19 protein-coding genes are annotated in these 21,738 nt (G+C 66.9%); 9 read left to right on the top strand and 10 right to left on the bottom strand.

Annotated elements, in window-relative coordinates:
- Window positions 1–172: 172 nt before the first annotated feature.
- A complete protein-coding gene (locus LGM56_RS28310) occupies window positions 173–1,024 on the top strand; it encodes an alpha/beta fold hydrolase (RefSeq protein ID WP_226207354.1) in 852 nt (283 codons plus the stop codon).
- 146 nt (window positions 1,025–1,170) lie between these two features.
- On the opposite strand, the gene LGM56_RS28305 is transcribed toward LGM56_RS28310, so the two are convergent.
- Entirely contained in the window at window positions 1,171–1,620 is a 450-nt protein-coding gene (locus LGM56_RS28305; protein ID WP_089462041.1) for a PACE efflux transporter, read from the bottom strand.
- Between the two features lie 99 nt (window positions 1,621–1,719).
- Here LGM56_RS28305 and LGM56_RS28300 point away from each other — a divergent pair, with 99 nt between their 5' ends.
- Window positions 1,720–2,610 carry a LysR family transcriptional regulator gene (locus tag LGM56_RS28300; protein WP_226207353.1) on the top strand — a complete coding sequence of 297 codons (891 nt, stop codon included), beginning with the start codon at window positions 1,720–1,722 and terminating at the stop codon, window positions 2,608–2,610.
- Between the two features lie 65 nt (window positions 2,611–2,675).
- Here the strand turns inward: LGM56_RS28300 and LGM56_RS28295 are convergent, their stop codons facing one another.
- Window positions 2,676–3,110 (bottom strand): Tautomerase enzyme, encoded by a 435-nt coding sequence (locus LGM56_RS28295; protein WP_226207352.1) that lies wholly within the window; start codon window positions 3,108–3,110, stop codon window positions 2,676–2,678.
- A gap of 125 nt (window positions 3,111–3,235) precedes the next feature.
- Between LGM56_RS28295 and LGM56_RS28290 the strand changes: the two genes are divergently transcribed.
- Entirely contained in the window at window positions 3,236–3,832 is a 597-nt protein-coding gene (locus tag LGM56_RS28290; protein WP_226207351.1) for a TetR/AcrR family transcriptional regulator, read from the top strand.
- A 102-nt stretch (window positions 3,833–3,934) separates the two neighbouring features.
- On the opposite strand, the gene opcM is transcribed toward LGM56_RS28290, so the two are convergent.
- From opcM to LGM56_RS28270, 4 genes are read right to left on the bottom strand one after another with little or no spacing between them, the layout of a single operon-like run.
- The gene (gene opcM, locus LGM56_RS28285; RefSeq protein WP_226207350.1) at window positions 3,935–5,470 is read right to left on the bottom strand and encodes a multidrug efflux transporter outer membrane subunit OpcM; all 1,536 of its coding nucleotides are present in this window, start codon (window positions 5,468–5,470) and stop codon (window positions 3,935–3,937) included.
- A 10-nt stretch (window positions 5,471–5,480) separates the two neighbouring features.
- Window positions 5,481–8,681, bottom strand: coding sequence for a multidrug efflux RND transporter permease subunit CeoB (gene ceoB, locus LGM56_RS28280; RefSeq protein WP_089433382.1), 3,201 nt, complete (start codon window positions 8,679–8,681; stop codon window positions 5,481–5,483).
- A 45-nt stretch (window positions 8,682–8,726) separates the two neighbouring features.
- Window positions 8,727–9,944 carry a multidrug efflux RND transporter periplasmic adaptor subunit CeoA gene (gene ceoA, locus LGM56_RS28275; RefSeq protein ID WP_226207349.1) on the bottom strand — a complete coding sequence of 406 codons (1,218 nt, stop codon included), beginning with the start codon at window positions 9,942–9,944 and terminating at the stop codon, window positions 8,727–8,729.
- 32 nt (window positions 9,945–9,976) lie between these two features.
- Window positions 9,977–10,837: an alpha/beta hydrolase gene (locus tag LGM56_RS28270; RefSeq protein ID WP_226207348.1), complete on the bottom strand. Its 861-nt coding sequence runs from the start codon at window positions 10,835–10,837 to the stop codon at window positions 9,977–9,979.
- A gap of 174 nt (window positions 10,838–11,011) precedes the next feature.
- On the opposite strand from LGM56_RS28270, the gene ceoR reads away from it, so the two are divergent.
- On the top strand, window positions 11,012–12,016 hold the full coding sequence (gene ceoR / locus LGM56_RS28265; protein ID WP_039367883.1) for a putative multidrug efflux transcriptional regulator CeoR: 1,005 nt from the start codon (window positions 11,012–11,014) through the stop codon (window positions 12,014–12,016).
- A 408-nt stretch (window positions 12,017–12,424) separates the two neighbouring features.
- A complete protein-coding gene (locus LGM56_RS28260) occupies window positions 12,425–12,718 on the top strand; it encodes a DUF4148 domain-containing protein (RefSeq protein ID WP_226207347.1) in 294 nt (97 codons plus the stop codon).
- A 219-nt stretch (window positions 12,719–12,937) separates the two neighbouring features.
- On the opposite strand, the gene LGM56_RS28255 is transcribed toward LGM56_RS28260, so the two are convergent.
- From LGM56_RS28255 to selD, 3 genes are all read right to left on the bottom strand, one after another.
- Window positions 12,938–14,017, bottom strand: coding sequence for a purine-nucleoside phosphorylase (locus tag LGM56_RS28255; RefSeq protein WP_226207346.1), 1,080 nt, complete (start codon window positions 14,015–14,017; stop codon window positions 12,938–12,940).
- A gap of 247 nt (window positions 14,018–14,264) precedes the next feature.
- Window positions 14,265–14,855, bottom strand: a complete 591-nt coding sequence (locus LGM56_RS28250; RefSeq protein WP_226207345.1) for a LysE family translocator — start codon at window positions 14,853–14,855, stop codon at window positions 14,265–14,267.
- Window positions 14,856–14,927: 72 nt separating this feature from the next.
- The gene (gene selD, locus LGM56_RS28245) at window positions 14,928–15,992 is read right to left on the bottom strand and encodes a selenide, water dikinase SelD (protein WP_076841442.1); all 1,065 of its coding nucleotides are present in this window, start codon (window positions 15,990–15,992) and stop codon (window positions 14,928–14,930) included.
- A gap of 115 nt (window positions 15,993–16,107) precedes the next feature.
- Here selD and LGM56_RS28240 point away from each other — a divergent pair, with 115 nt between their 5' ends.
- Window positions 16,108–16,944: a DMT family transporter gene (locus tag LGM56_RS28240; protein ID WP_226207344.1), complete on the top strand. Its 837-nt coding sequence runs from the start codon at window positions 16,108–16,110 to the stop codon at window positions 16,942–16,944.
- Window positions 16,945–16,979: 35 nt separating this feature from the next.
- On the opposite strand, the gene LGM56_RS28235 is transcribed toward LGM56_RS28240, so the two are convergent.
- Window positions 16,980–18,083, bottom strand: a complete 1,104-nt coding sequence (locus tag LGM56_RS28235) for a porin (protein WP_226207343.1) — start codon at window positions 18,081–18,083, stop codon at window positions 16,980–16,982.
- A gap of 349 nt (window positions 18,084–18,432) precedes the next feature.
- On the opposite strand from LGM56_RS28235, the gene LGM56_RS28230 reads away from it, so the two are divergent.
- The 3 genes from LGM56_RS28230 to LGM56_RS28220 are packed head-to-tail and all read left to right on the top strand — an operon-like array spanning window position 18,433 to window position 21,665.
- Window positions 18,433–19,332 carry an N-formylglutamate amidohydrolase gene (locus tag LGM56_RS28230; RefSeq protein WP_226207342.1) on the top strand — a complete coding sequence of 300 codons (900 nt, stop codon included), beginning with the start codon at window positions 18,433–18,435 and terminating at the stop codon, window positions 19,330–19,332.
- Window positions 19,329–20,102: an IclR family transcriptional regulator gene (locus tag LGM56_RS28225; RefSeq protein WP_089475750.1), complete on the top strand. Its 774-nt coding sequence runs from the start codon at window positions 19,329–19,331 to the stop codon at window positions 20,100–20,102. Before LGM56_RS28230 ends, LGM56_RS28225 begins: the two co-directional genes overlap by 4 nt.
- A gap of 30 nt (window positions 20,103–20,132) precedes the next feature.
- The gene (locus tag LGM56_RS28220; protein ID WP_226207341.1) at window positions 20,133–21,665 is read left to right on the top strand and encodes a YfcC family protein; all 1,533 of its coding nucleotides are present in this window, start codon (window positions 20,133–20,135) and stop codon (window positions 21,663–21,665) included.
- Window positions 21,666–21,738: the final 73 nt, after the last annotated feature.

Genomic DNA, 21,738 nt, shown 5'->3' with positions numbered 1-21,738 from the left:
CCGCGACCAATCGTCAGATGATTGAAAGCATCGACACCCATCCCCTTCCGACAAGGGTTTCCGGCCGAGCCATCAATAAAATTGATCGTCACGATGAAAATTATGCGTTTTCCTTGCAGGTCGCCGTGATGCATAGTTGCGTCGTGTTGACGCACCTTTGAGTCTTTCAGTCATGAACATGCGAATCGAGCCGTCCGTGCTCGCGAACCCCGACCTGCAATTTGCGACGCTTTCGTCAGGCATCAGCCTGCCGTATGTCGAGCGGGGCAGCGGCGCGCCGATGGTGTTCGTGCACGGCTCGCTGTGCGACTACCGCTACTGGGATCCGCAACTCGCGTCGCTGTCGGCCCACTACCGCTGCATCGCGCCGAGCCTCAGCCATTACTGGCCGGCCGTCGAAGCGGGTATCCAGGACGAGTTCAGCTGGCAGAACCACGTCGACGAGCTCGCCGAATTCATCGACGCGCTCGACCTCGGCCCCGTGCACCTGGTCGGCCATTCTCGTGGCGGCAGTGTCGCGTTCAACGTCGCGCGCCAGCATCCGCATCTCGTCGAATCGCTGACGCTCGCCGATCCGGGCGGCCCGCTGCAACAGCCGGGCGTGCGCGAAGCCGCGCTGCCGGCCGCCGCGATCGCGCTGCGCACGCAGGCCGTGAACCTGATCGGGCAAGGCGACATCGAATCGGGCCTCGAGATGTTCGTCGATTCCGTGAGCCTGCCGGGCGCATGGAAGAAGAGCACGTCGCGCTTCCGCACGATGGCGATCGACAACGCGAGCACGCTGCCGAAGCAGTTGCGCGACCCCCTGCCCGCGTACTCGCAGCACACCGCCGGCGACATCGCATGCCGCACGCTGCTGATCGACGGCCAGCGCAGCCCGAAGATGTTCCGCAACAACGTCGACACGCTGTCGCAGTGGATCGGCAACGCGCAACGGCAGACCGTCGCCGGCGCGTCGCACGGGATGAACGCGGCAAGCCCCGCCGTGTTCAACCGCTTCGTGCACGAGTTCGTCGCCGCGTAAAGGCTCCCGGGCGGCTTCCGCGCCGCCCGTTCTCCTCGCTGTTCAACGACGATGCGGATACGCGCCGCAGCGCCGCTTCATCAACCGCCGTGCGTCACCGGCGCGTCCGCCCCGTCAATCCGCCTGCGCCATTCCGTCAGCACGGCTTACCACACGGCCGGCTCCGGCTCCGCCTTGCGCGTGACCGCATCGGGCAGCCCGAACACGCTGTCGAACGCCCAGTTGTACGTGAACGTGAAGATCGGGAAGAACACGATCAGCACCGCGTCGTACAGGAACGCCTGCAGCAGCGACACGTCGAGCCACCACGCGATCAGCGGGATCAGGAACGTCACGAGCGCGATCTGGAAGCCGATCGCATGCAGTACGCGGCGTCCGACCGTGCGCGTCGTCGCCGCGCTCCTGCGCTCCCACGCCTCGAACACGAGGTTGTACAGGAAATTGACGGTGACGCCCGTCGTCGAAATCATCACGCCCAGCAGGCCGCTCGCCGCCACGCTGGCGCCGCTCAGCATGCCGAGCACCGACGATGCGATCAGGATACCGAGCACCTCGAACATCACGACGTAGACTATGCGTCTCTTCCACCCTTGCATGACCATCCACCTTCTATCGAACAAGGTGGCGAGACTATCAGCGGGTAGCGCGTCCGCCAAAGTCAGGTCCTTTCAATTTTTCTGACAGGAGGCCAGTGCATGCTGACCAGCGACCACATCGACATGCTGCTGACCGTCATCGACAAAGGCTCGTTTTCCGCGGCCGCGCGCGCGCTCGGCCGCACGCCGTCGGCGATCAGCATGGCGATCGCGAACCTCGAGGCCGAACTCGACCTCATGCTGTTCGACCGCGGCACGCGCGAACCGACACCGACCGCCGCGATGGCGGCGCTGCTGCCCGACGCGCGCTCGATCGCCGAGCGGCTGCACGCGCTGCGCGCGCATGCGCAGCATCTGTCGGAAGGCGTCGAGGATACGTTGCGGCTCGGCCTCGCCGCCGAACTCGACGGCGCGCCCGTCGCCCGCGCGCTGACGGCCGTCGCCGCGAAATACCCGGCGCTCGCGATCAGCATCGTCACGGCGCCGCAGGACGTGATCATCGATGCGCTGCATCGCGGCGCCGTCGATCTCTGTGTCGCGTATGGCGGGCTCGACCTGCATCCGCAGGAGCAGATCCACGCGCTGTGGACCGAGACGCTCGTCGCGGTCGCCGCGCCGAGCCATCCGGCAATCGCCGAATGCGCGCAACCGGAAGCAATCGAGCGGTTGTCGGGCTTCAGGCAGATCGTGATCGCCGATCCCGAGCGGCCGCTGACTGACGTGCGGCCGGTGATCGGCAACCGCACGTGGAAGGTGACCGACATGGCCACCGCAATCGCGCTCGTGAAGGCCGGGCATGGCTGGGCGAATTTGCCCGAATCCATGATCGGCCGATACGTCGCCGACGGCGAACTCGCGCCGCTCGTGTTCGCGAACATCCGCAACGGGCTGCCGCTACCGGTGTACCTGCGCCGACCGAAGCATACGGGGCTCGGCAAGGCGGCGAGCGAACTGGTTCGCGCGCTGCGGGTGGCGGGTGACGAAAAATGACCGGCGTGGCGGCGAACGCCGCCACGCCGTCGATCAACGCCGGACGGCTTGACCGTTAGTTGCGATCAGTGCGTGGCCGCCGCCGCCGCGCTCTGGATCGAATCGACGAGCGACACGTTGTCGTAGCGTCGTCCGGCAATGCCCCATCCACCGTCGACCGCATGAACCACATTCACCCACACTTGCGCGGCCGTCAGCCGCCCACCTGCCCGGCGCAGCACGATCGCGGTCGCCCGTTCGACGAATTGCCGCTGCCGCTCAGGCGCCGCGAGCGCCACGGCAGGCAACTTCAGCTCGACGAACGCAGCAGGCTCCGCGCGCCCATGCACGAAGGTCCGGTGTCGCGGCAGCACGTTGAGCGTGCCCACCACGTTCGGCGCCAGGAACGCATTCCCGGTCAGCCCCTCCACTTCCAGCAGCGCATCGGTCAACTCGGCAAACACCGGCCCCTCGTCGTCCGGCGTGAAAACCCCTTCGGATACGGTCAGCGTAATCGGCATCGCACTTTCTCCTGGTCAGGTCATCGGTCAGGTGACGTGATATAAATATCAGTCACTCTCTATACATTAGACACTGATCGCTCTCTATGCAAGATAAAGAGTGATCGCTCTGAAGCGAGCCTGTCATGCGTTATTCCGTCGAGCACAAGCACGAAACCCGTACGCGCATCCTCGATGCCGCGAGCCGGCTGTTCCGCGAGGAGGGGTATGGCGGCTCCGGCATCGGTCCGCTGACGAAGGCGGCGGGCGTCACCAACGGCGCGTTCTATGGCCATTTCAAAACGAAGGGCGAAGCGTTCCGGCAGGTCGTCCTCGATGGCCTCGCCCAGCTCCGGCAAGGCGTCGCGACGTTCAAGGCCGAGCATGGCGCGCGCTGGCGGCGCCCGTTCGTGTCGTTCTACCTCGGCCCGCGACGCACCTGCGAACTCGGCGAAAGCTGTGCGCTGCCGAGCCTGTCCCCGGAAGTGATGCGTGCCGATGACGAGACGCGCGACGCGTACGAGCAGGCACTGCGGCAGATCGTCGACGAAGTGTCGGCCGGGATGGATAACCCACCCGATGACGATCGGGCCATTGCGTTGCTTGCGCTGCTGTCGGGCGGCGTCACGCTCGCGCGCGCGGTGCGCGATCCCGAACTGGCGCAGCGCATCGCCGATGCGGTCGGCCGCTACGCGGTGGTGATCGCCGAACGCACGGACGTGAAGCCGGAGCAACAGGCCTGACCGCCCTGACTGACCGCCAATAGAAAACCCCGATCCACGTCGCCACGGATCGGGGTTCTTCGATCGACTACCCGTTAAGTCGACCCGTCTCGGGCCGGTGTATCACCGCGCCGCCACCTCCGCCTTGACGGGCGCCGCATCGCCCACCGCCGTCGGAGCCGGCCCCCATCCGCCGCCCAGCGCGCGGATCAGGTTCACGGTCGACACGGCCTGCGCGCCGGTCAACTGGTTCGACTGCAATTGCGACTGCAGCACCGAGCGCTCGCTGTCGATCACGTCGAGATACGCGACCTCCCCTTCCTGATACTGCGTGCGCGACAACGTCGCCGCGCGCCGCGACGCGTTGACGGCCGCATCCTGCGCGCGGATCTGGTCGTCGAGCAGGCGCAGGTCGGCGAGATTGTCCTCGACCTCGCGGAATGCGACGAGCACCTGCTGCCGGTAGTTAGCGACCTGCTCGTCGTACTGCGCACGTGCCTGCTGCACGCCGGCCGCACGCCGCCCGCCGTCGAACAGCGGCAGCGTCAGCGCGGTGCCGGCGAACGGCCCGAGCAGGAACGTGCGGCTCGACCACAGGAACAGGTTGCCGAGCGTCGACGCTTCATATCCGAACGCACCCGTGATATCGAGCTTCGGGAAGTACGCCGATTTCGCGAGGCCGATCCGCGCGTTCGCGGCCGCCATCGCGCGCTCGGCCGCCGACACGTCCGGACGGCGCTCGAGCAGCGCGGACGGCAGGCCCGGCGGCACCTTCACCGCGACCGGCACGATCGGCGTTTCCTTGAACGCGAAATCCGCGGGCGCCTTGCCGAGCAGGATCGCCAGCGCATGCTCGGACGCCGCGCGCCGCCGCGCGACGCCGACCGCATCGGCCTGCGCGGTGGCCAGCTCGTTCTTCGCGCGCGACACGTCGAGCTCGCTGATGTCGCCTTCGTTGAAGCGACGCTGCACGAGCTTCAGTGCCTGCTCGCGCAGCTCCACCGTGCGCCGGTACAGGTCCTGGTCGGAATCGAGCTGACGCAGTTCGAAGTAGTTCTGCGCGACGTCCGCCTGCAGCGCGAGCTGCACCGAACGGAACAGCGCTTCGCTCTGCGCCTGGTCGGCACGCGACGCCTCGACGTTGCGGCCGACGCGGCCGAACAGGTCGGCTTCATACGACACCGTGCCCTGCGCGCGCCACAGCGTCGCATTGGTCGGGCCCGTGCCCTGCGGCTGGAACTGCGACGCCGACGACAGCCCCTCGCGCGTCGGCCCGAAACCGGCGCCGACCTGCGGGAACCATTGCGAGCGCGCCGAACGCGTCGCCGCACGCGCTTCCTCGACCCGCGCGGCCGCGGCCTTCAGGTTCTGGTTCGCGGCGAGCGCCTGCGCTTCGAGCGAATCGAGCACCGGGTCGCCGAACACCTTCCACCATTCGCCGCGATGCGCGCCGTCCGCCGGCTCGGCCGTCTTCCACGTGCCGGCCTGCTCGCCGGCGGCGAGCGTCGGCGCTTCCTTGAACGCGGCGGGCGTCGGCGCGTCCGGGCGCTTGTAGTCGGGCCCCACCGCGCACGCGGCGAGCAGCGTCGCGAGCAGGGTGCTCGCGGCCGCCACCTTCGCGAAGCGCATCAGGCCATTCGTGTTGTGCAAGTTATTCATCTTCCTGTCCTCAAGCATCCGAAGCCGGCACGTGCTGGGACGGCACACCGTAACCCGCCGAGTCCTTCCCGGCGACGTGGATCTTGCCGCCCGCGAGCGTGCGCAGCACGACGTAGAACACCGGCGTCAGCATCAGCCCGAACAGCGTCACGCCGAGCATCCCGAAGAACACGGCGACACCCATCGCATGGCGCATTTCCGAACCGGCGCCCGTCGACGTGACGAGCGGCACCACCCCCATGATGAAGGCGATCGACGTCATCAGGATCGGGCGCAGCCGCAGCCGGCTCGCCTCGATCGCGGCCTCGAGCGGCGTCCTGCCGTCGTGTTCGAGTTCACGCGCGAATTCGACGATCAGGATCGCGTTCTTCGCCGACAGCCCCACCAGCACCATCAAGCCGATCTGCGTGAAGATGTTGTTGTCGCCCTGCGTGAGCCACACGCCTGTGAGCGCCGACAGAATGCTCATCGGCACGATCAGGATCACCGCGAGCGGCAGCGTCAGGCTTTCATACAACGCCGCGAGCACGAGGAACACGAGCAGCACGCTGATCGGGAACACATACATCGCCGAATCGCCGGCAAGAATCTGCTGGTACGTGAGGTCGGTCCATTCGAACCGCACGCCGCGCGGCAGCGTTTCATGCGCGATGCGCTCGATCGCCGCCTGCGCCTGGCCCGACGAGAAGCCCGGTGCCGGGCCGCCGTTGATGTCGGCCGCCGTGTAGCCGTTGTAGCGCACGACCATTTCCGGGCCGAACGTCGGCGTCACCGTGACGAGCGACGACAGCGGCACCATCTCGCCACGGTCGTTGCGGGTCTTCAACTGCAGGATGTCGTCCGCACGCTGGCGGAACGGTGCATCGGCCTGCACGCGCACCTGGTACACACGGCCGAAGCGGTTGAAGTCGTTCACGTACAGCGAGCCGAGATACACCTGCATCGTATTGAACACGTCGGTCACCGGCACGCCGAGCTGCTTCGCCTTCACGCGATCGAGATCGACGTTGAGCTGCGGCACGTTGATCTGGTAGCTCGTGAACAACGGGCCAAGCTCAGGCGCCTGCTGCGCGCGCTTGATGAAGTCGTTGGTCGCATCCGCGAGCCGCGCATAGCCGACCGCGCCGCGATCCTCCACCTGCATCTTGAAGCCGCCCAGCGTACCGAGGCCGAGCACCGGCGGCGGCGGGAACACCGCGACGAACGAGTCCTTCATCGCGCCGTACTTCTGGTTCAGCGCCCCCGCGATCGCGCCGGCCGACAGCGCCTTGCCGTGCCGTTCCGAGAACGGCTTCAGCGTGACGAACACGATGCCCGCGCTCGAGCTGTTCGTGAAGCCGTTCACCGACAGCCCCGGGAACGCGACCGCGCTCTCGACGCCCGGCTGCTTCAGCGCGATCGACCCCATGTCGCGGATCACCTTCTCGGTGCGGTCGAGCGACGCACCGTTCGGCAACTGCGCGAACGCGATCAGGTATTCCTTGTCCTGCGCGGGCACGAAACCGCCCGGCACGACCTTCGACACGAGCACGGTCGCGCCCACCAGCACGAGGTACACGCCGAGCATCAGCGTCTTGCGCGACAGCACGCCGCGCACGCCGCGGCCGTAGTTCTCCGCGCCGCGATGGAACACCTTGTTGAAGCCGCGGAAGAAGCCGCCGAGCACGCGGTTCATCACGCGCGTGAGCCAGTCTTCCTTGTCGCCGTGACCCTTCAGCAGGATCGCGGACAGCGCCGGCGACAGCGTCAGCGAGTTGAACGCCGAGATCACCGTCGAGATCGCGATGGTCATCGCGAACTGCTTGTAGAACTGGCCGGTCAGGCCCGACATGAACGCGAGCGGCACGAACACGGCGACGAGCGTCAGCGCGATCGCGATGATCGGCCCGCTCACTTCCTGCATCGCCTTGTAGGTCGCCGCCCGTGCGTTCATCCCGCTCTCGATGTTCCGCTCGACGTTCTCGACCACCACGATCGCATCGTCGACCACGATCCCGATCGCGAGCACCATCCCGAACAGTGACAACGCGTTGATCGAATACCCGAACGCGAGCAGCAGCGAGAACGTGCCGATGATCGATACCGGCACCGCGATCAGCGGAATCAGCGACGCGCGCCAGGTCTGCAGGAACACGATCACGACGATCACGACCAGCGCGATCGCTTCGAGCAGCGTGTGCACGACGGCCTTGATCGACGAGCGCACGAACTGCGTCGGGTCATAGACGATCTTGTAGTCGACGCCCGCCGGCATGTCCTGCTTCAGCTCGGCCATCGTCTTGCGCACTTCGTCCGAGATCTGCAGCGAGTTCGCGCCCGGCGACTGGTTGATCGCCATTGCGACGGCCGGCTTGTTGTCGAGCAGCGAGCGCAGCCCGTATTCGGATGCGTCGAGCTGGATCCGCGCGATGTCGCGCAGGTGCGTGACGCCGCCGTCCGGCGTCGTCTTCACGACGATGTCGCCGAACTCGTCTTCCGTCTGCAAGCGGCCGCGCGCGTTCACCGACAACTGCAGCGGCGTGCCCGGCAGCGACGGCGACGCGCCGATCACGCCGGCCGCGACCTGCACGTTCTGCTCGCGGATCGCCTGCACGACGTCCTCGGCCGACAACCCGCGCTGCGCGACCTTCTGCGGATCGAGCCACACGCGCATCGCGTAGTCGCCCGAACCCCACAGCTGCACCTGGCCGACGCCCTGGATCCGCGACAGGCGATCCTTCACGTTGATCAGCGCGTAGTTGCGCAAGTAGGTCATGTCGTAGCGGTTGTCCGGCGAGATCAGGTGGACCACCATCGTCAGCGTCGGCGAGCTCTTCACCGTCGTGATGCCGAGCCGCTGCACGTCTTCCGGCAGGCGCGGCAGCGCCTGGTTCACGCGGTTCTGCACGAGCTGCGTGGCCTTGTCCGGATCGGTGCCGAGCTTGAACGTGACGGTGATCGTCATGTTGCCGTCGCTGTTCGCCTGCGACTGCATGTAGAGCATGTCCTCGACACCGTTGATCTGCTCTTCGAGCGGCGACGCGACCGTCTCGGCGATCACCTTCGGGTTCGCGCCCGGGTACTGCGCCTTCACGATCACGGAAGGCGGCACGACTTCCGGATACTCGGAGATCGGCAGCAGGAACATCGCGATCACCCCGCCGAGCAGGATGATCACCGATAGGACTCCTGCGAAGATCGGCCGGTCGATAAAGAATTTTGAAATGTTCATGTGTGGCTCTGTCTGGTTGAACGCGGATCGGAAGCGGCGAGCCGCTTACGAATCCGCCTTCGCCGGGGCGGCCGGCTTCGCGGTGTCCGCCAAAGGCGCGGACGGCGCGTCAGCGCCCGTCATCGGGACCATGTGCGGCTTCACCTGTTCGCCGGGGCGCACGCGCTGCGTACCGTTCACGACCACGCGATCGCCGGCGGAGAGCCCGCTCACGATCACGCGCCGGTTGCCGTGCTGCATCCCCTGCTGCACTTCGCGGTACGACACGCGGCCCTGCTGGTCGACGACGAACACGAACTTCTTGTCCTGGTCGGTGTTGATCGCCGCGTCGTCGACGAGCAGCGCCTCGTGCGGCGCGCTGCCGCCCACCTTCACGCGTGCATAGAGGCCCGGGACGAGCGCGCCATCGGCGTTGTCGAAGCGCGCGCGCACGCGGATCGTGCCGGACGACGTATCGAGGCGGTTGTCGACCGAGTCGATCTCGCCGCTGCGCGAGTAGCCGGTTTCGTTCGCGAGGCCGAGCTCGACCGGCACCTTGCGGCCGCTGCGCGCGCCGTTGATGTATTGCAGGTAGGTCTGCTCGTCCGCGTCGAACGATGCGTAGATCGGCGACACCGACACCAGCGTCGTCAGCGGCGCGGCCGCTGCGCCGGCCGACACGACGTTGCCGAGCGTGATTTCCGCGCGCGACACGCGGCCCGACACAGGCGCCGTGATCCGCGTATAGCCGAGGTTGATGCGCGCCGTTTCCAGCGCGGCTTCGGCGGCCTTCAGGTTCGCCGTCGCCTCGCGGGCCGCATTCTGCTTCTCGTCGTAGTCGCGCTTCGCGATCGCGTTGTCGCCGATCAGCCGCTGCGCGCGCTGCCAGTCGGTCTGCGCGTAGCCGTTGCGCGCCTGTGCTGCCGCGAGCTGCGCGGCCGCGCGATCGGTCTCGGCCTGGTACGGGCGCGGGTCGATCACGAACAGCACGTCGCCTTTCTTCACGAGCGCGCCGTCCTTGAAGTTCACCGCGACGATCGTGCCCGACACCTGCGGGCGCACGTCGACTTTCTCGACCGCTTCGAGGCGGCCCGAATAACTCTGCCAGTCGGTCACGGTCTGCGGCACGACGGTCGCGACGTCGACTTCGGGCAGCGGTGCGGCCGCTTTCTCCGGTGCGTTTGCGTTCACGCGCATCGCGCCGAATGTTCCGAGGCCGACGACGGCGAGCGTCACGATCGCCGCTGTCGCGATTCGGGAACGGGAGGTGCGTAGGATGGCCATGTGGATCTCCAGTAAACGTGGATTGGTTTTGGTTATTCGGGACGGTTCGGCTGGCGCGCCTGGAAGCGGCACTGGAAGAAGCGCACGGCTTCCTCGAAGGCGGCTTCGTGCGTCGCGAGCGCGGCGTGCGTGATGTCCGGATAGCGGATCACCTGCGTGAGCACGCCCGACGAGATCAGGCAGCCCGCATATTTCTCCGCTTCGACGTGCAGCACGTCGTTCTGCGCGGTGACGACGAGCGTCGGCGGCAGCCCCGCGAGGCGCACCGATTCGAGCGGCGCCGCGTACGGGTGCATGCGTTGGGCGGCCTGCGGCAGATACGCGCGATAACAGGCCGCGCATTCGCGCGGGGTGATGTCGGAGGAAAGGCGATCGGCGTCGCCGATGCGCGTCATGCTGGGGTCGAGCATCGGCCCGAACAGCGCCTGCGCGACGATCTGCACCTCACCGCGATCGCGCGCGATGAACGCGAGGCAGTTCGCGAGCTGGCCGCCCGCGTCGTGGCCCGCGACACCGATCTTCTTCGGGTTGCCGCCGAACGCGCGGGCGCGCGTCGCGGCCCACACGGCGGCGCGATACGCATCCTCCGGCGCGGCCGGAAAAGGAAAGGCCGGTGCGAGCGAATAATCGACCGACACTACGAGCGCTGGTAAGCGTTCTGCTAAAAAACGCGCGGCGAAATCGGCGTCTTCGAGCGAACCGCGCACGAAGCCGCCACCGTGGAAATAAAGCACTACTGGCAACCCGGTCTTGTCCGGGCGGCGGTAGAGGCGCAGCACGATGTCCTGCGCGTAGCCGGGAATTTCGACTTCGGCGACCGTCAGCGCCGCGCCTGCCGTGGCTTGCACGGGCAACGCGGCCTTCAGGAATTTGCTGAATTCAGAAGCGTCCATGACGATGCAGCATCCATTTCGAGATGGAACGAATTCTGGGTCCGGCAGACATTGGGATAAATGCCTATAATCCGGCAACACAATTCAACGCCCCCGAACAATCCGAGGCTGCGTTTACCCACGAGGTAGCGCAGCCTTCTTGTTCCGGAGGCTCATTAGATTGCGGAGGTTGTGATGGACCGGCTTCAGGCCATGCAGGTGTTTACTCGCGTCGTCGATACAAGCAGCTTCACCAAGGCAGCAGAAACGCTCAGCTTGCCGCGAGCGTCCGTCACGACGATCATCCAGAATCTCGAAGCATTCCTCGGTGTGCGGCTGATGCACCGGACCACGCGCCGGCTGTCGCTCACGCCGGACGGCGCCGCGTACTACGAACGATGCGTGCGGATCCTCGCGGACGTCGAGGAAACCGAGGCAAGCTTCCAGGCGAACAACCGGAAGCCGCACGGAAAGTTGCGTATCGACATGCCCGGTTCGATCGGGCGGCTGCTCGTGATTCCGTCGCTGTGCGAATTCCATACGCGCTATCCGGACATCGACCTGCAGCTCGGCCTGTCCGACCGGCCGGTCGACCTGCTGCAGGAAGGGGTCGATTGCGTGATCCGCGTCGGTGCGCTGCAGGACTCGTCGCTCGTCGCGCGCCGGGTCGGCCTGTTCGAATGCGTGACGGTCGCGTCGCCCGACTATCTCGAGCGCCACGGCGAGCCGCAGACGATCGACGACCTGAACCAGCACAAGGCCGTCAACTACTTCTCGAGCCGCACCGGCCGCACGATCGACTGGACGTTCCTGACCGACGGCAAGGAAGTCGAGATGAAGATGGAAGGCATCGTGTCGGTGAACGACGCGGACGCGTACGTGACCTGCGGGATCGAAGGCTTCGGGCTGATCCAGCCGCCGCTCTTCATGGTGCTGCCGCATCTGCGCGAAGGCCGGCTCAAGGAAGTGCTGCCGGGCGTCAAGCCGCTGCCGATGCCGATCTCGGTCGTGTATCCGCACAGCCGCCATCTGTCGCCGAAGGTGCGCGTGTTCGTCGACTGGATCGCCGAGGTGTTCGACCGCTGCCCGCTGCTGAGCGGCAAGGGCAGCCTCGACGCGACGTGCAGCAAGCGCACGTTCGAGGAAGCCGAACGCGCACCGGCGCTCGACACGCCGGTCATCAACGAATGGGTTGCGTAAGCGCCTGAACTGAGCAACTGAACCGCACACGCGGGCTGCCAAGCCCGCGTGTCGTCCCGCCTCCGCGCCCCATTTCCCGCCCGGCGCACCCGATCCTTCCCGAATCCGCAGCAAACCTTTGTGCCAGGCGACGCAATCGTCCGCCTGCGTCGTCGCGCGCCGTCGTCGCTCCCGTGCGAGGCCCGCTTCAAGCGGGTTCGAGCGATTTCCGCATAACCCTGCCGGGTGTACGGATGGCGATTGTTCCACTGACACGACAATTCAATTCGCCTCTGCCGCATTTATCGCGACGGAACAGATACCTAGAGTAAACCCTGTCGCGCACCTCGTTGCGCATCGAACAGATCCCGCTTGATGGGACCGGAGTAAGCGCTCCAGCGCCAGCTCCGACATTCTAGGAGTCTCGCCATGAACCGCCGCCATCTTCTCTCCGCCCTCGCCTTCACGCTCGCCGTGTCCGCCCCGGCCTTCGCCGATTCCGGCACCCCGCATGCCGGCGACTACGGCAACACGTCGTGGTACTCGCAACACAACGGCCCGCGCACGCGCGCCGAGGTGAACGCGGAAGTCGAGCAGGCACGCAAGGACGGCACGCTGGCGTACCTGCGCAAGGCCAATTCGTATCCGCAAGGGCTCGACCTGGCGCAAGGCCCGTATCGCTCGTTGCCGGAGAGCAACCAGCTCGCCGGCGGGGGCCGGTAAACGCGCAACGCCGCGCAACGGGTTGCCCCGCGCGCGGCGTTTCGCACCCTTCATCGACGACTCGCCGAGTCAGTCAGCTAGATAGTTAGTTGCAGGAGCACATGATGAACGATCAACTCCCTTCGCCGCTCGATCACTGGGACGACACCACGCCGGTGTGGACGCCGTTCCGTTCGGCCCCGCACGCGCACTGATCGCGGCTGAGTCGTCGTCCGGCACTTACCGACGCGGCACCCCGTCACGCCATTCGCCCCAGTGCGTCACGATGTCCTGCACGAGCGGATTGCCCGCGCGGTACAGGTTTTCGGTCGCCGGGGCGAAGCCGCCCTGGTCCGCGTAGTTCAGCAGGTTGTCGGCACTCGTCTGCCCCGCATACGGCCGATCGAAATCGGACCCGGTGCGCAGCACCGCGACGCGCGACAGGTCGACCCGCTTCACGCTCGCCGCACGCTTGAGCGCTTCATACGTCGCGTTGTCTTCCTGCGCGGTCATGCAGTACGTGCCCTTGCCGTCGGTCAGGATCTTCGTCCACTGGCGCGCGCGCTCGCCGATCAGCGTGCCCGAGAACCACGTGTTGCCCGACGACGTGTCGCACTGGATCACCGTCGGCGGCCGGTTCGCCGGCGCGTAGTTGAACTTCGCGCGTGCGGCCTGCGCCTGCGCGCTGTCGGCGAGCACGACGTTGCGCGACAGCGCGACCGCGGCGTCGGTCAGCTGCGGGTTGAGCTGGAACACCTCGGTGCGATAGTCGAGCGGCGGCTTGTCGCTCGGGCTCTTCGTGTTGATGCCGAGGAAGCCCGTATTCCAGCCGGCCGGAATCTCGCGTGCATCGAGCTCCCACTGCAGGCTGAAATCGACGAGGTATTTCGACCACGCGGCCGAACCGACCGTGCCTTGCGCGGGGTCGACGCCCGCGATGCCGGAGATCAGGAAGTACGTGCGGCGCAGATCGAAGCGCTGCGAAAACGTGAGCGCCATGATCGTCGCCGACGCGTTCGCATAGCCCATGCCGGTCGTGACCACGCACACGTCCTGCTTGTTGCAATGCACGTTCGGGTAATCGGGCGACAGGCCGGGCACGGCGATGTCGCGCCACGGGCCGATCCGGTCGAGCCAGGCCTGGCCCTCCGGACCGAACATCGTGATGATCATGACCTTGACCGGGCGGCCCTGTGCACCGGTCTCGGCGAATGCATTGTTGCCCGCGTTGTTGCCCTGGTTGTCCTGCGCGATCGACGGCGCGGTCGCACAGGCTGCGAGCGAGAATGCAGCGGCGGAAAGAATGGAGCGAGTCAGCATCGGCGTTCCTTGTTTCGATGATGTTGGGTGAGAACGGCTCTCGTAGACTGCGCGTCGGAGTATAGAACGCGCGTGCCCGATGCGGAACCCGACTACGAAACGACGACGGTGCGTCGGTGCGGGTCCGCTACGCGCGGGAATGACGCAGGAAATGGTCTCCGCGCGTCGACACACCATCAGGATTACTATCCGGTTGCTCGACACCGACGCGTCAATCGCACTGGCACGCGCGTAATCCGGCGAACCGCTACAACCGCGCCAGCCCCGCCACCCCGTAACCCAGCACGACAAGCGCCGCGACCACATGGCTCGCCGCGAGCAGCGCCGGCGACTTGACGATCCGGCCGATCACGCTGCCGCCGAATGCGAACACGAGCTGCCCCACGAGGCTGCCGGCAAACACGCACGCGGCACCCAGCAGCCAGTGTCGATGCGCACCGGCGGCAGCCGTTGCATAGCCGTAGAACAACAGGATCGTGAGCGGATTCGCCAGCGTGACGAAAAACATCGATGAAAACGGGCGGCTGCCTGGCGGCCGTGCATCACCGTCGAGCGTGCGGCGGCGATCCCGCAGCGCCTGCCACAGCATCCGCGCGCCCATCGCGAGCAGCACGAGCGCGCCGACCAGGCGAAACAGCAGCAGATGGGCGGCGAGCGTGCTCGCGAGCATTGCGCCGAGCGTGAATGCGACGACCGCATAGCAGCCGTCGGCCGTCGCGACACCCACCGCCGCGCGCACGCCGCTTGCGGTGCCGGCGCGCATTCCGTAGTTCGCGATCATCAGCGCGACGGGCCCGACCGACAGCGCGATCATCAGCCCGAACAGGAAGTCGTTCATCGGTCGTCGATGCCTTCGATGGAAGGCATCGATTCTAGCGACCGCAAAAAAATCCTGTGTGGCGCGTGAGCGTCACGCGACGTCGACGCGTGCAGGCCCGTCCACCATCTCGCCGATCACGCCCGCACGGTCGAAGCCGTCGGCACGGAAGCACGCGAGCACGTCGTCGACGGCCTCCGGTGCGCACGCGACCAGCAGGCCGCCCGACGTCTGCGGATCGGTCAGCAGCGCCTGCGCGACGGGCGGCAGCGTGGCGGCCAGTTGCACGTCCGCGCCGTACGCGGCCCAGTTGCGACCCGACGCGCCGGTGAACACGCCATCGGCGACGAACGCCTCGACGCCCGCGAGCCACGGCAGCGACGCATAGTGCACGCGCGCGGTGAGGTGCGCGCCGCGCGCCAGCTCGAGCGTATGGCCGAGCAGCCCGAAGCCCGTCACGTCGGTCAGCGCATGCACGCCCGGCAGCGCGGCGAGCTCGGCGCCCGGCCGGTTCAGCTTGGTGGTCGTCGCGACCATCTGCGCATAGCCATCGGCATCGAGCTGGTTCTTCTTCAGCGCGGCGGACAGCACGCCGACGCCGAGCGGCTTGCCGAGCACGAGCACGTCGCCCGCGCGCGCGGCCGCATTGCGCTTCACACGCGATGGATGCACGACGCCGATTGCCGCAAGCCCGTAGATCGGCTCGACCGAATCGATCGAATGGCCGCCCGCGACCGGGATGCCGGCGTCCGCGCACACCGATTCGCCGCCGCGCAGCACGGCCGCGATCGTTTCGTGCGGCAGCACGTTGATCGGCATGCCGACCAGCGCGAGCGCGAGGATCGGCTTGCCGCCCATCGCATAGACGTCGGACAGCGCGTTGGTCGCGGCGATGCGGCCGAAGTCGAACGGATCGTCGACGATCGGCATGAAGAAGTCGGTGGTCGCAACGATCGCCTGTTCGTCGTTGAGGCGGTAGACGGCTGCGTCGTCGGAGGTCTCGGTGCCGACCAGCAGATCCGGGAACAGCGCGGGCGGCGTCGCGCGCTTCAACAGCTCGGACAGCACGCCCGGCGCGATCTTGCAGCCGCAGCCGCCGCCATGTGACAGGCTCGTGAGGCGCGGAACGGCAGGCTGGGCTTGGGTGGCTTCGGTCATGGTCGGCATCCGGTGAATAACAACACGCCATTATCGACAATTCCATGCGAGTGCGCCCGATACCCACATAATGACGGCGCCGCCTCCGCTCCCGCCCCTGTCCGCCGCATCGTCCATGGACCACCTCTTCATCGGCCTCGTGCTGTGCTCCGCGTTGCTGCACGCGATCTGGAATGCCTTCCTCCACGTGAGCGAAGACCGGCTCGTCCAGCTCGGCACGATGTCGCTGCCGTATTTCGTGTTCGGCGCGGCCGGCGCCATGCTGCTGCCCGCGCCGGCGCCCGCCGCGTGGCCGTATATCGCCGGGTCGGCCGTGCTCGAGGTCGCGTACTGCTTCACGCTGGCGCGCGCGTATCGCAGCGGCGAATTCGGGCAGATCTACCCGATCGCACGCGGGATTTCTCCGCTGCTCGTGTCGGTACTCGCGCTCGCGATCCTGCATGAGCGGCCGACGCCGCTCGGCTTCGCGGGCATCGCACTCGTGTCGTTCGGCATCATGTCGCTCGCACTGCGGCGCGGCTTCCGGTTCTCCGGCGAAGGCGTGCCGTTTGCGCTGCTCACGGGTGTGTTCATCGCCGCGTATTCGATCTGCGACGGCATCGGCTCGCGCGTATCCGGCAGCGCGCTCGGCTACATCGCGTGGGTGTACGTGCTGTGGAGCGTGCCGCAATTCGTGCTGGTGTGCGCGGTGCGTGGCGGCCCGCGCGCGGTGCTCGGCTCGCGCACCGCGCTCACGCAGGGCGCGATCGCCGGCACGATCTCGCTCGCGGCGTACGGGATCGTGATCCTCGCGTACCGGTACTTGCCGGTCGGCACGGTGTCGGCGCTGCGCGAAACGAGCTCGATCTTCGCGGTCGCGATCGGCTGGCTCGTGATGCGCGAGCGGCCCGGCGCGCAGCGGCTCGCCGCGTGTGCGCTGGTGGTGGCGGGCGCGACGCTGATCCGGCTGTAAGCAGAACGAGCGCGCGCCCGCGGCCTGGCGCCGCGTCAGAACTTGTGGCGGATGCCCGTCACCGCGACGATCTGCGTGCGCGTGCTCGACGGATTCGCGATGCCTTCGATCGCGGCCACCGTGTTCGACGACGCACGCTGGTAGAACGCGTTCACGTAGATATCGGTGCGCTTCGACAGGAAATACTGCGCACCGACGCTCGTCTGCAGGTAGTGCGAACTCGGCTTCGGCCCTTGCGACGCGAGCACCTGCGTATAGGTTTCGCCGAGCGCGAACTGCAGCGCGGGCGTCATCAGGTAGCGCACGCTGCCCTCGTAGTTGTTGAAGCGCATCGCGCCGCCCGTCTGCAGGTTGAACAGCGAACTCGTGTACAGCAGCCCGAACGTCGCCGCGCCCCACGCATACGCGCCGCCCGCGCCCCAGATCTGCTGGCGCGTCACGCCCTTGACGAACGTGTAGTAGTTGTCGGATGCCGCCGCGCCGGTGGTGTCGAGCGCCGGATGATCGACGCGCACATAGGCCGCACCGAGTTGCAGCGGCCCGTTCTCGTAGCTCGTGCCGATGCTCCACACGCGGTTTTGCGCGAACGACGTCGAATTCGAGAAGCCGTACAGGCCGACCGCGCGCAAGCCGTACCAGGTGGGCGTCTGGTACTGCACCGAATTGTTGGTGCGGAACGTGTTGTTCAGGTCGTCGGTGTCGAACGGGTGCAGCGCGTACTGCGTGAGCGCGGTGGTCGCGCCGATCTGCAGCGGCTCCAGCACTTCCTGCGCCGCGTTGTACTGGCGACCCATCGTCAGCGTGCCCCAGCGGTCGTTTTCCAGCCCGACGTACGCGCGGCGCCCGAACAGCCGGCCGCCCTGGCTCGCGGCGCCGCTCTCGATGTTGAAGCCGTTCTCGAGCCGGAACACCGCGCGCGTGCCGCCGCCGAGGTCTTCCTTGCCGAGCAGCCCGAAGCGCGTGCCCTGCTCGTTGCCGCCGGTCGCCTGCCAAGCGGCATGCCCGTTCTGGTTGTTCGTGTACGTGATCCCCGAATCGACCACGCCGTACAGCGTCACGCTCGACTGCGCATGCGCGTGCATCGCACCCGCCGCCGATGCAAGTCCCGCCAGCGCGACCGCCATTCCTTTTCGCCTCATCTCCGACCCCTTTTATCGATTGAATATGGGGAGCGATTTATTTCGCTCGAAACGTGTTTTATTGAATAAAACATCGTCTTATTCATTGTCGAATTCGGCGATTTGAAGCGTCAAGCGATGCCAAAAATCTCACACGGGAGTCGGATAGCCGTGAATCCCAAGGTGTTTCAAGGAATGAAACAATCCCAATAAACACGGGCATTCCAGCCCGATCACGACGCGCAATCCCGGTATTGCAAAAAGCCCTTGACCGCGATTTTCAGTCGTTGTGAAATATTGATACGCTGTTTTAATGATTAAAACAAACGCACGAGACGCTTCGAGAAACTAGGTAAAGAACCTGATCCCCATGCTGACGTTTAATTGCAACAACGCGACCGCCGGCGCATCGCCTGCGTACTTCGTCGCGACGCCGACGGTGCCGGCCCTGCCGATCGTCGTCGATTCGCCGCACAGCGGCATCGCGTATCCGCCGGACTTCGCCACCGTCGCGCCCGATGACGCGATCCGCACGACGTGGGACGCGTACGTCGACGAACTGTGGGCCGGCGCGCCGGCGCGCGGCGGCACGCTGCTCGGCGCGACGTTTCCGCGCGCGTACATCGATCCGAACCGCGCGGAAACGGACATCGACGCGACGCTGCTCGCCGAACCGTGGCCCGAGCCGCTTGCGCCGCAGCCGTACACGCAGCGCGGGATGGGGCTGATCCGGCGCGACGCGCTGCCCGGCGTGCCGCTGTACGACCGCAAGCTGTCGCTCGAAGCAGTCCGCAACCGGATCGACGTGTACTACCTGCCGTACCGCCGCGCGCTCGCCGGCATCGCCGAGCCGCTGCACGCCACGCACGGCGCGCTGTGGCATATCGACTGCCATTCGATGAAGTCGCGCGGCAACGCGATGAACGTCGACGCGGGCGCATGGCGGCCGGACGTCGTCGTCAGCGACCGGCGCGGCACGACCGCGGACCCGGCCTTCACCGCGTGGACCGCGCAGTGGTTCGCCGACGCCGGCTATCGCGTGCAGGTCAACGACCCGTACCAGGGCGGCGACCTGCTGACCGCGCTCGCCGATCCCGCGCGGCAGCGCCACAGCATCCAGATCGAATTCAACCGCGCGCTGTACATGGACGAGGCCGCGTTCGCGAAACACGCGGGCTTCGCCACGCTGAAGCGCTCGGTCGACGCCTATCTCGACGCACTCGCCGATTACGTCCGCGCGCGCATCGCGCCGCAGGGAGACCCCGCATGACGACCTACATCGTCGACGCCGTCGACAGCGCGCTGAAGCTGCTGACCTACGTGGCCGAGCATCCGAACCTTGGCGTGACCGAGCTCGCATCGCAGCTCGGCATCAACAAGTCGCGCACGTACCGGATGCTGTGCACGCTGGAACTGCACCGCTTCGTCGTGCAGGACCCGCGTACGTCCACCTATGCGCTCGGCCCACAGGCGTTCGTGATCGGCGTGGCCGCGTCGCAGCAGAACGCGCTCGTGCGCGCCGCGCACCGTCACATGCTCGCGCTCAACCAGGCGATCAACGAGACCATCGTGCTGCGCGTGCGCGAAGGGCTCGAATCCGTGTGCGTCGCGCGCTGCGAAACGACGCATGCGGTGCGCACCGTCGGCGCGGTCGGCAATCGCCGGCCAATCAATTTCGGCGCATCGGGCAAGGTGCTGCTCGCATTCGCGCCCGATCCGGTGCGCGACGACTATCTCGCGCAACTGCGTCGAAACGGGCACGCCGACGATCCGGCGAAGCTCGCCGGCGAACTCGACGCGGTCGCGCGCAAGGGCTACGCGGTAAGCAGCGGCGAGGTGACGCCCGGCGCGGTCGGGATTGCGGTGCCGGTGCGCGACCTGACGGGAGCGACAGTCGCATCGGTCAGCGTGACGGGGCCCGAGGTGCGCGTGAGCCACGCCGACATTCCCGACTATCTCGAACGACTGCAGGCGTGCAGCCTCGCGATTTCCGCCGAACTCGGCTACGTCCCGGCGCGTGCCGCGCTGCAACCGGCCTGACGGCCCGCTTCCTTCTCCGACGAGGATCCGATGTCCGCCTCTTCCCCGCACCCTGCCGGCGCACGCGCCGCCGACGCCACCACGCTCGCGGCACCGGCTGAAGCAGCGCCCCACGACGCGGCCGGCAATGCGCCCGGCGACGCATCAGACCACGCCGGCCGCGCGCCGCATCCGCACGGCAAGATGCTGCATCCGGTCGTGATGATGCTGTGGGTGCTGGCCGTCGCGATCACGCTCACCTGGATCGTCGATTCCGGCCGCTTCGAGCGCAACGGCCGGCTCGTCGTGCCCGGCACCTATCACGTGGTGCCGAAGACCACCGCGCTCACGACGCTCGTTGCACCGGCAGTCAGCCACAGCACGCCCACGCATGCGATGCCTGCGAGCCTCGTCTCGGCGTTCGTCGCGATACCGGAAGGATTGCTGAAGAACGCTCCGCTGATCGTGATGGTGATGTTCGTCGGCGGGATGTTCGGCGTGATGCGCCGCACCGGCGTGGTCGACGCGGGCATCGACCGGCTGCTGCAGCTCACCGGCAACAATGCGTACCTGCTGACACCGATGCTGATGATCCTGATCGGGCTCGGCAGCACGCTGCTCGGCTTCATCTCCGAGTACCTCGTGATCATTCCGATGGTGGTCGTCATCGCGCGGCGCCTGGGTCTCTCCGACCTGTTCGCGGTCGCACTGGTCGCACTCGCCGCGAAGATCGGCTATATCGCGTCGGTAACGAACCCGCTCGCGCTCGCCGTCGCGCAGCCGCTCGTCGGCGTACCGCTGTTCAGCGGCGTCGCGCTGCGCGCGGCCGTGTTCGTCGTCTTCCTGACGATCGGCATCCTGTACCTGCTGCGCTACGTGCGCAGCACCGGCTATCGCGCCGGGCAGACCGCCGCCGGCCACGCCGCACACGCAACCGCGAAGCTGTCGCTACGCCACAAGGCGACGCTGGCCGTGTTCGCCGCAGCGGTCGCGATGCTGATCTACGGCACGCGCGAACTGAAGTGGGGCAACGTCGAGCTGGCGGCGTTCTATACGTTCGTGAGCATCGTGACGGCCGTGATCGGCGGGCTCGATTCGCGCAGCGCGGCGGACGCGTTCGTCGACGGGATGAAGAACATGATCCTCGCGGCCCTGTTGATGGGGCTCGCCGCGTCCGTCGAACTGCTGCTGCAGAACAGCCTCGTGCTCGACACGCTGATCCACTTCTTCACGCGGCTCGCGGACGGGCAGTCGCCGGTGTGGGTCGCGAACGGGCTGATGGGGGTGCAGATGGTGCTCGACGTGTTCATTCCGTCGGTGTCCGGCAAGGCCGCGGTCAGCATGCCGATCATCGGGCCGATCGCGCAGCTCTCCGGCGTGAGCGGCCAGACGTCGGTGCTCGCGTTCGTGCTCGGCGGCGGGCTGACGAACCTCGTCACGCCAACGTCCGGGATGCTGCTCGCGTATCTGGCCACCGCTCGCGTCGATTTCGGCGCGTGGATCCGCTTCGTGCTGCCGCTGTTCCTGACGCTGCTCGCACTATCGTGCGTCGTGCTGACGTTCGCGGTGTGGATCGGGTATTGAGGTTCGCGGCAGGGTCTGCACAACGCGCGTGCGCTTCGCGGTGCGCAGCGCACGCCGCCGTCCGGCATCGATG

This window comes from Burkholderia sp. AU38729, assembly GCF_020419725.1.
Classification (GTDB): Bacteria; Pseudomonadota; Gammaproteobacteria; order Burkholderiales; family Burkholderiaceae; genus Burkholderia.
The sequence above is the reverse complement of the archived record's forward strand: the minus strand, read 5'-3'. Positions and strand labels throughout refer to the sequence as shown.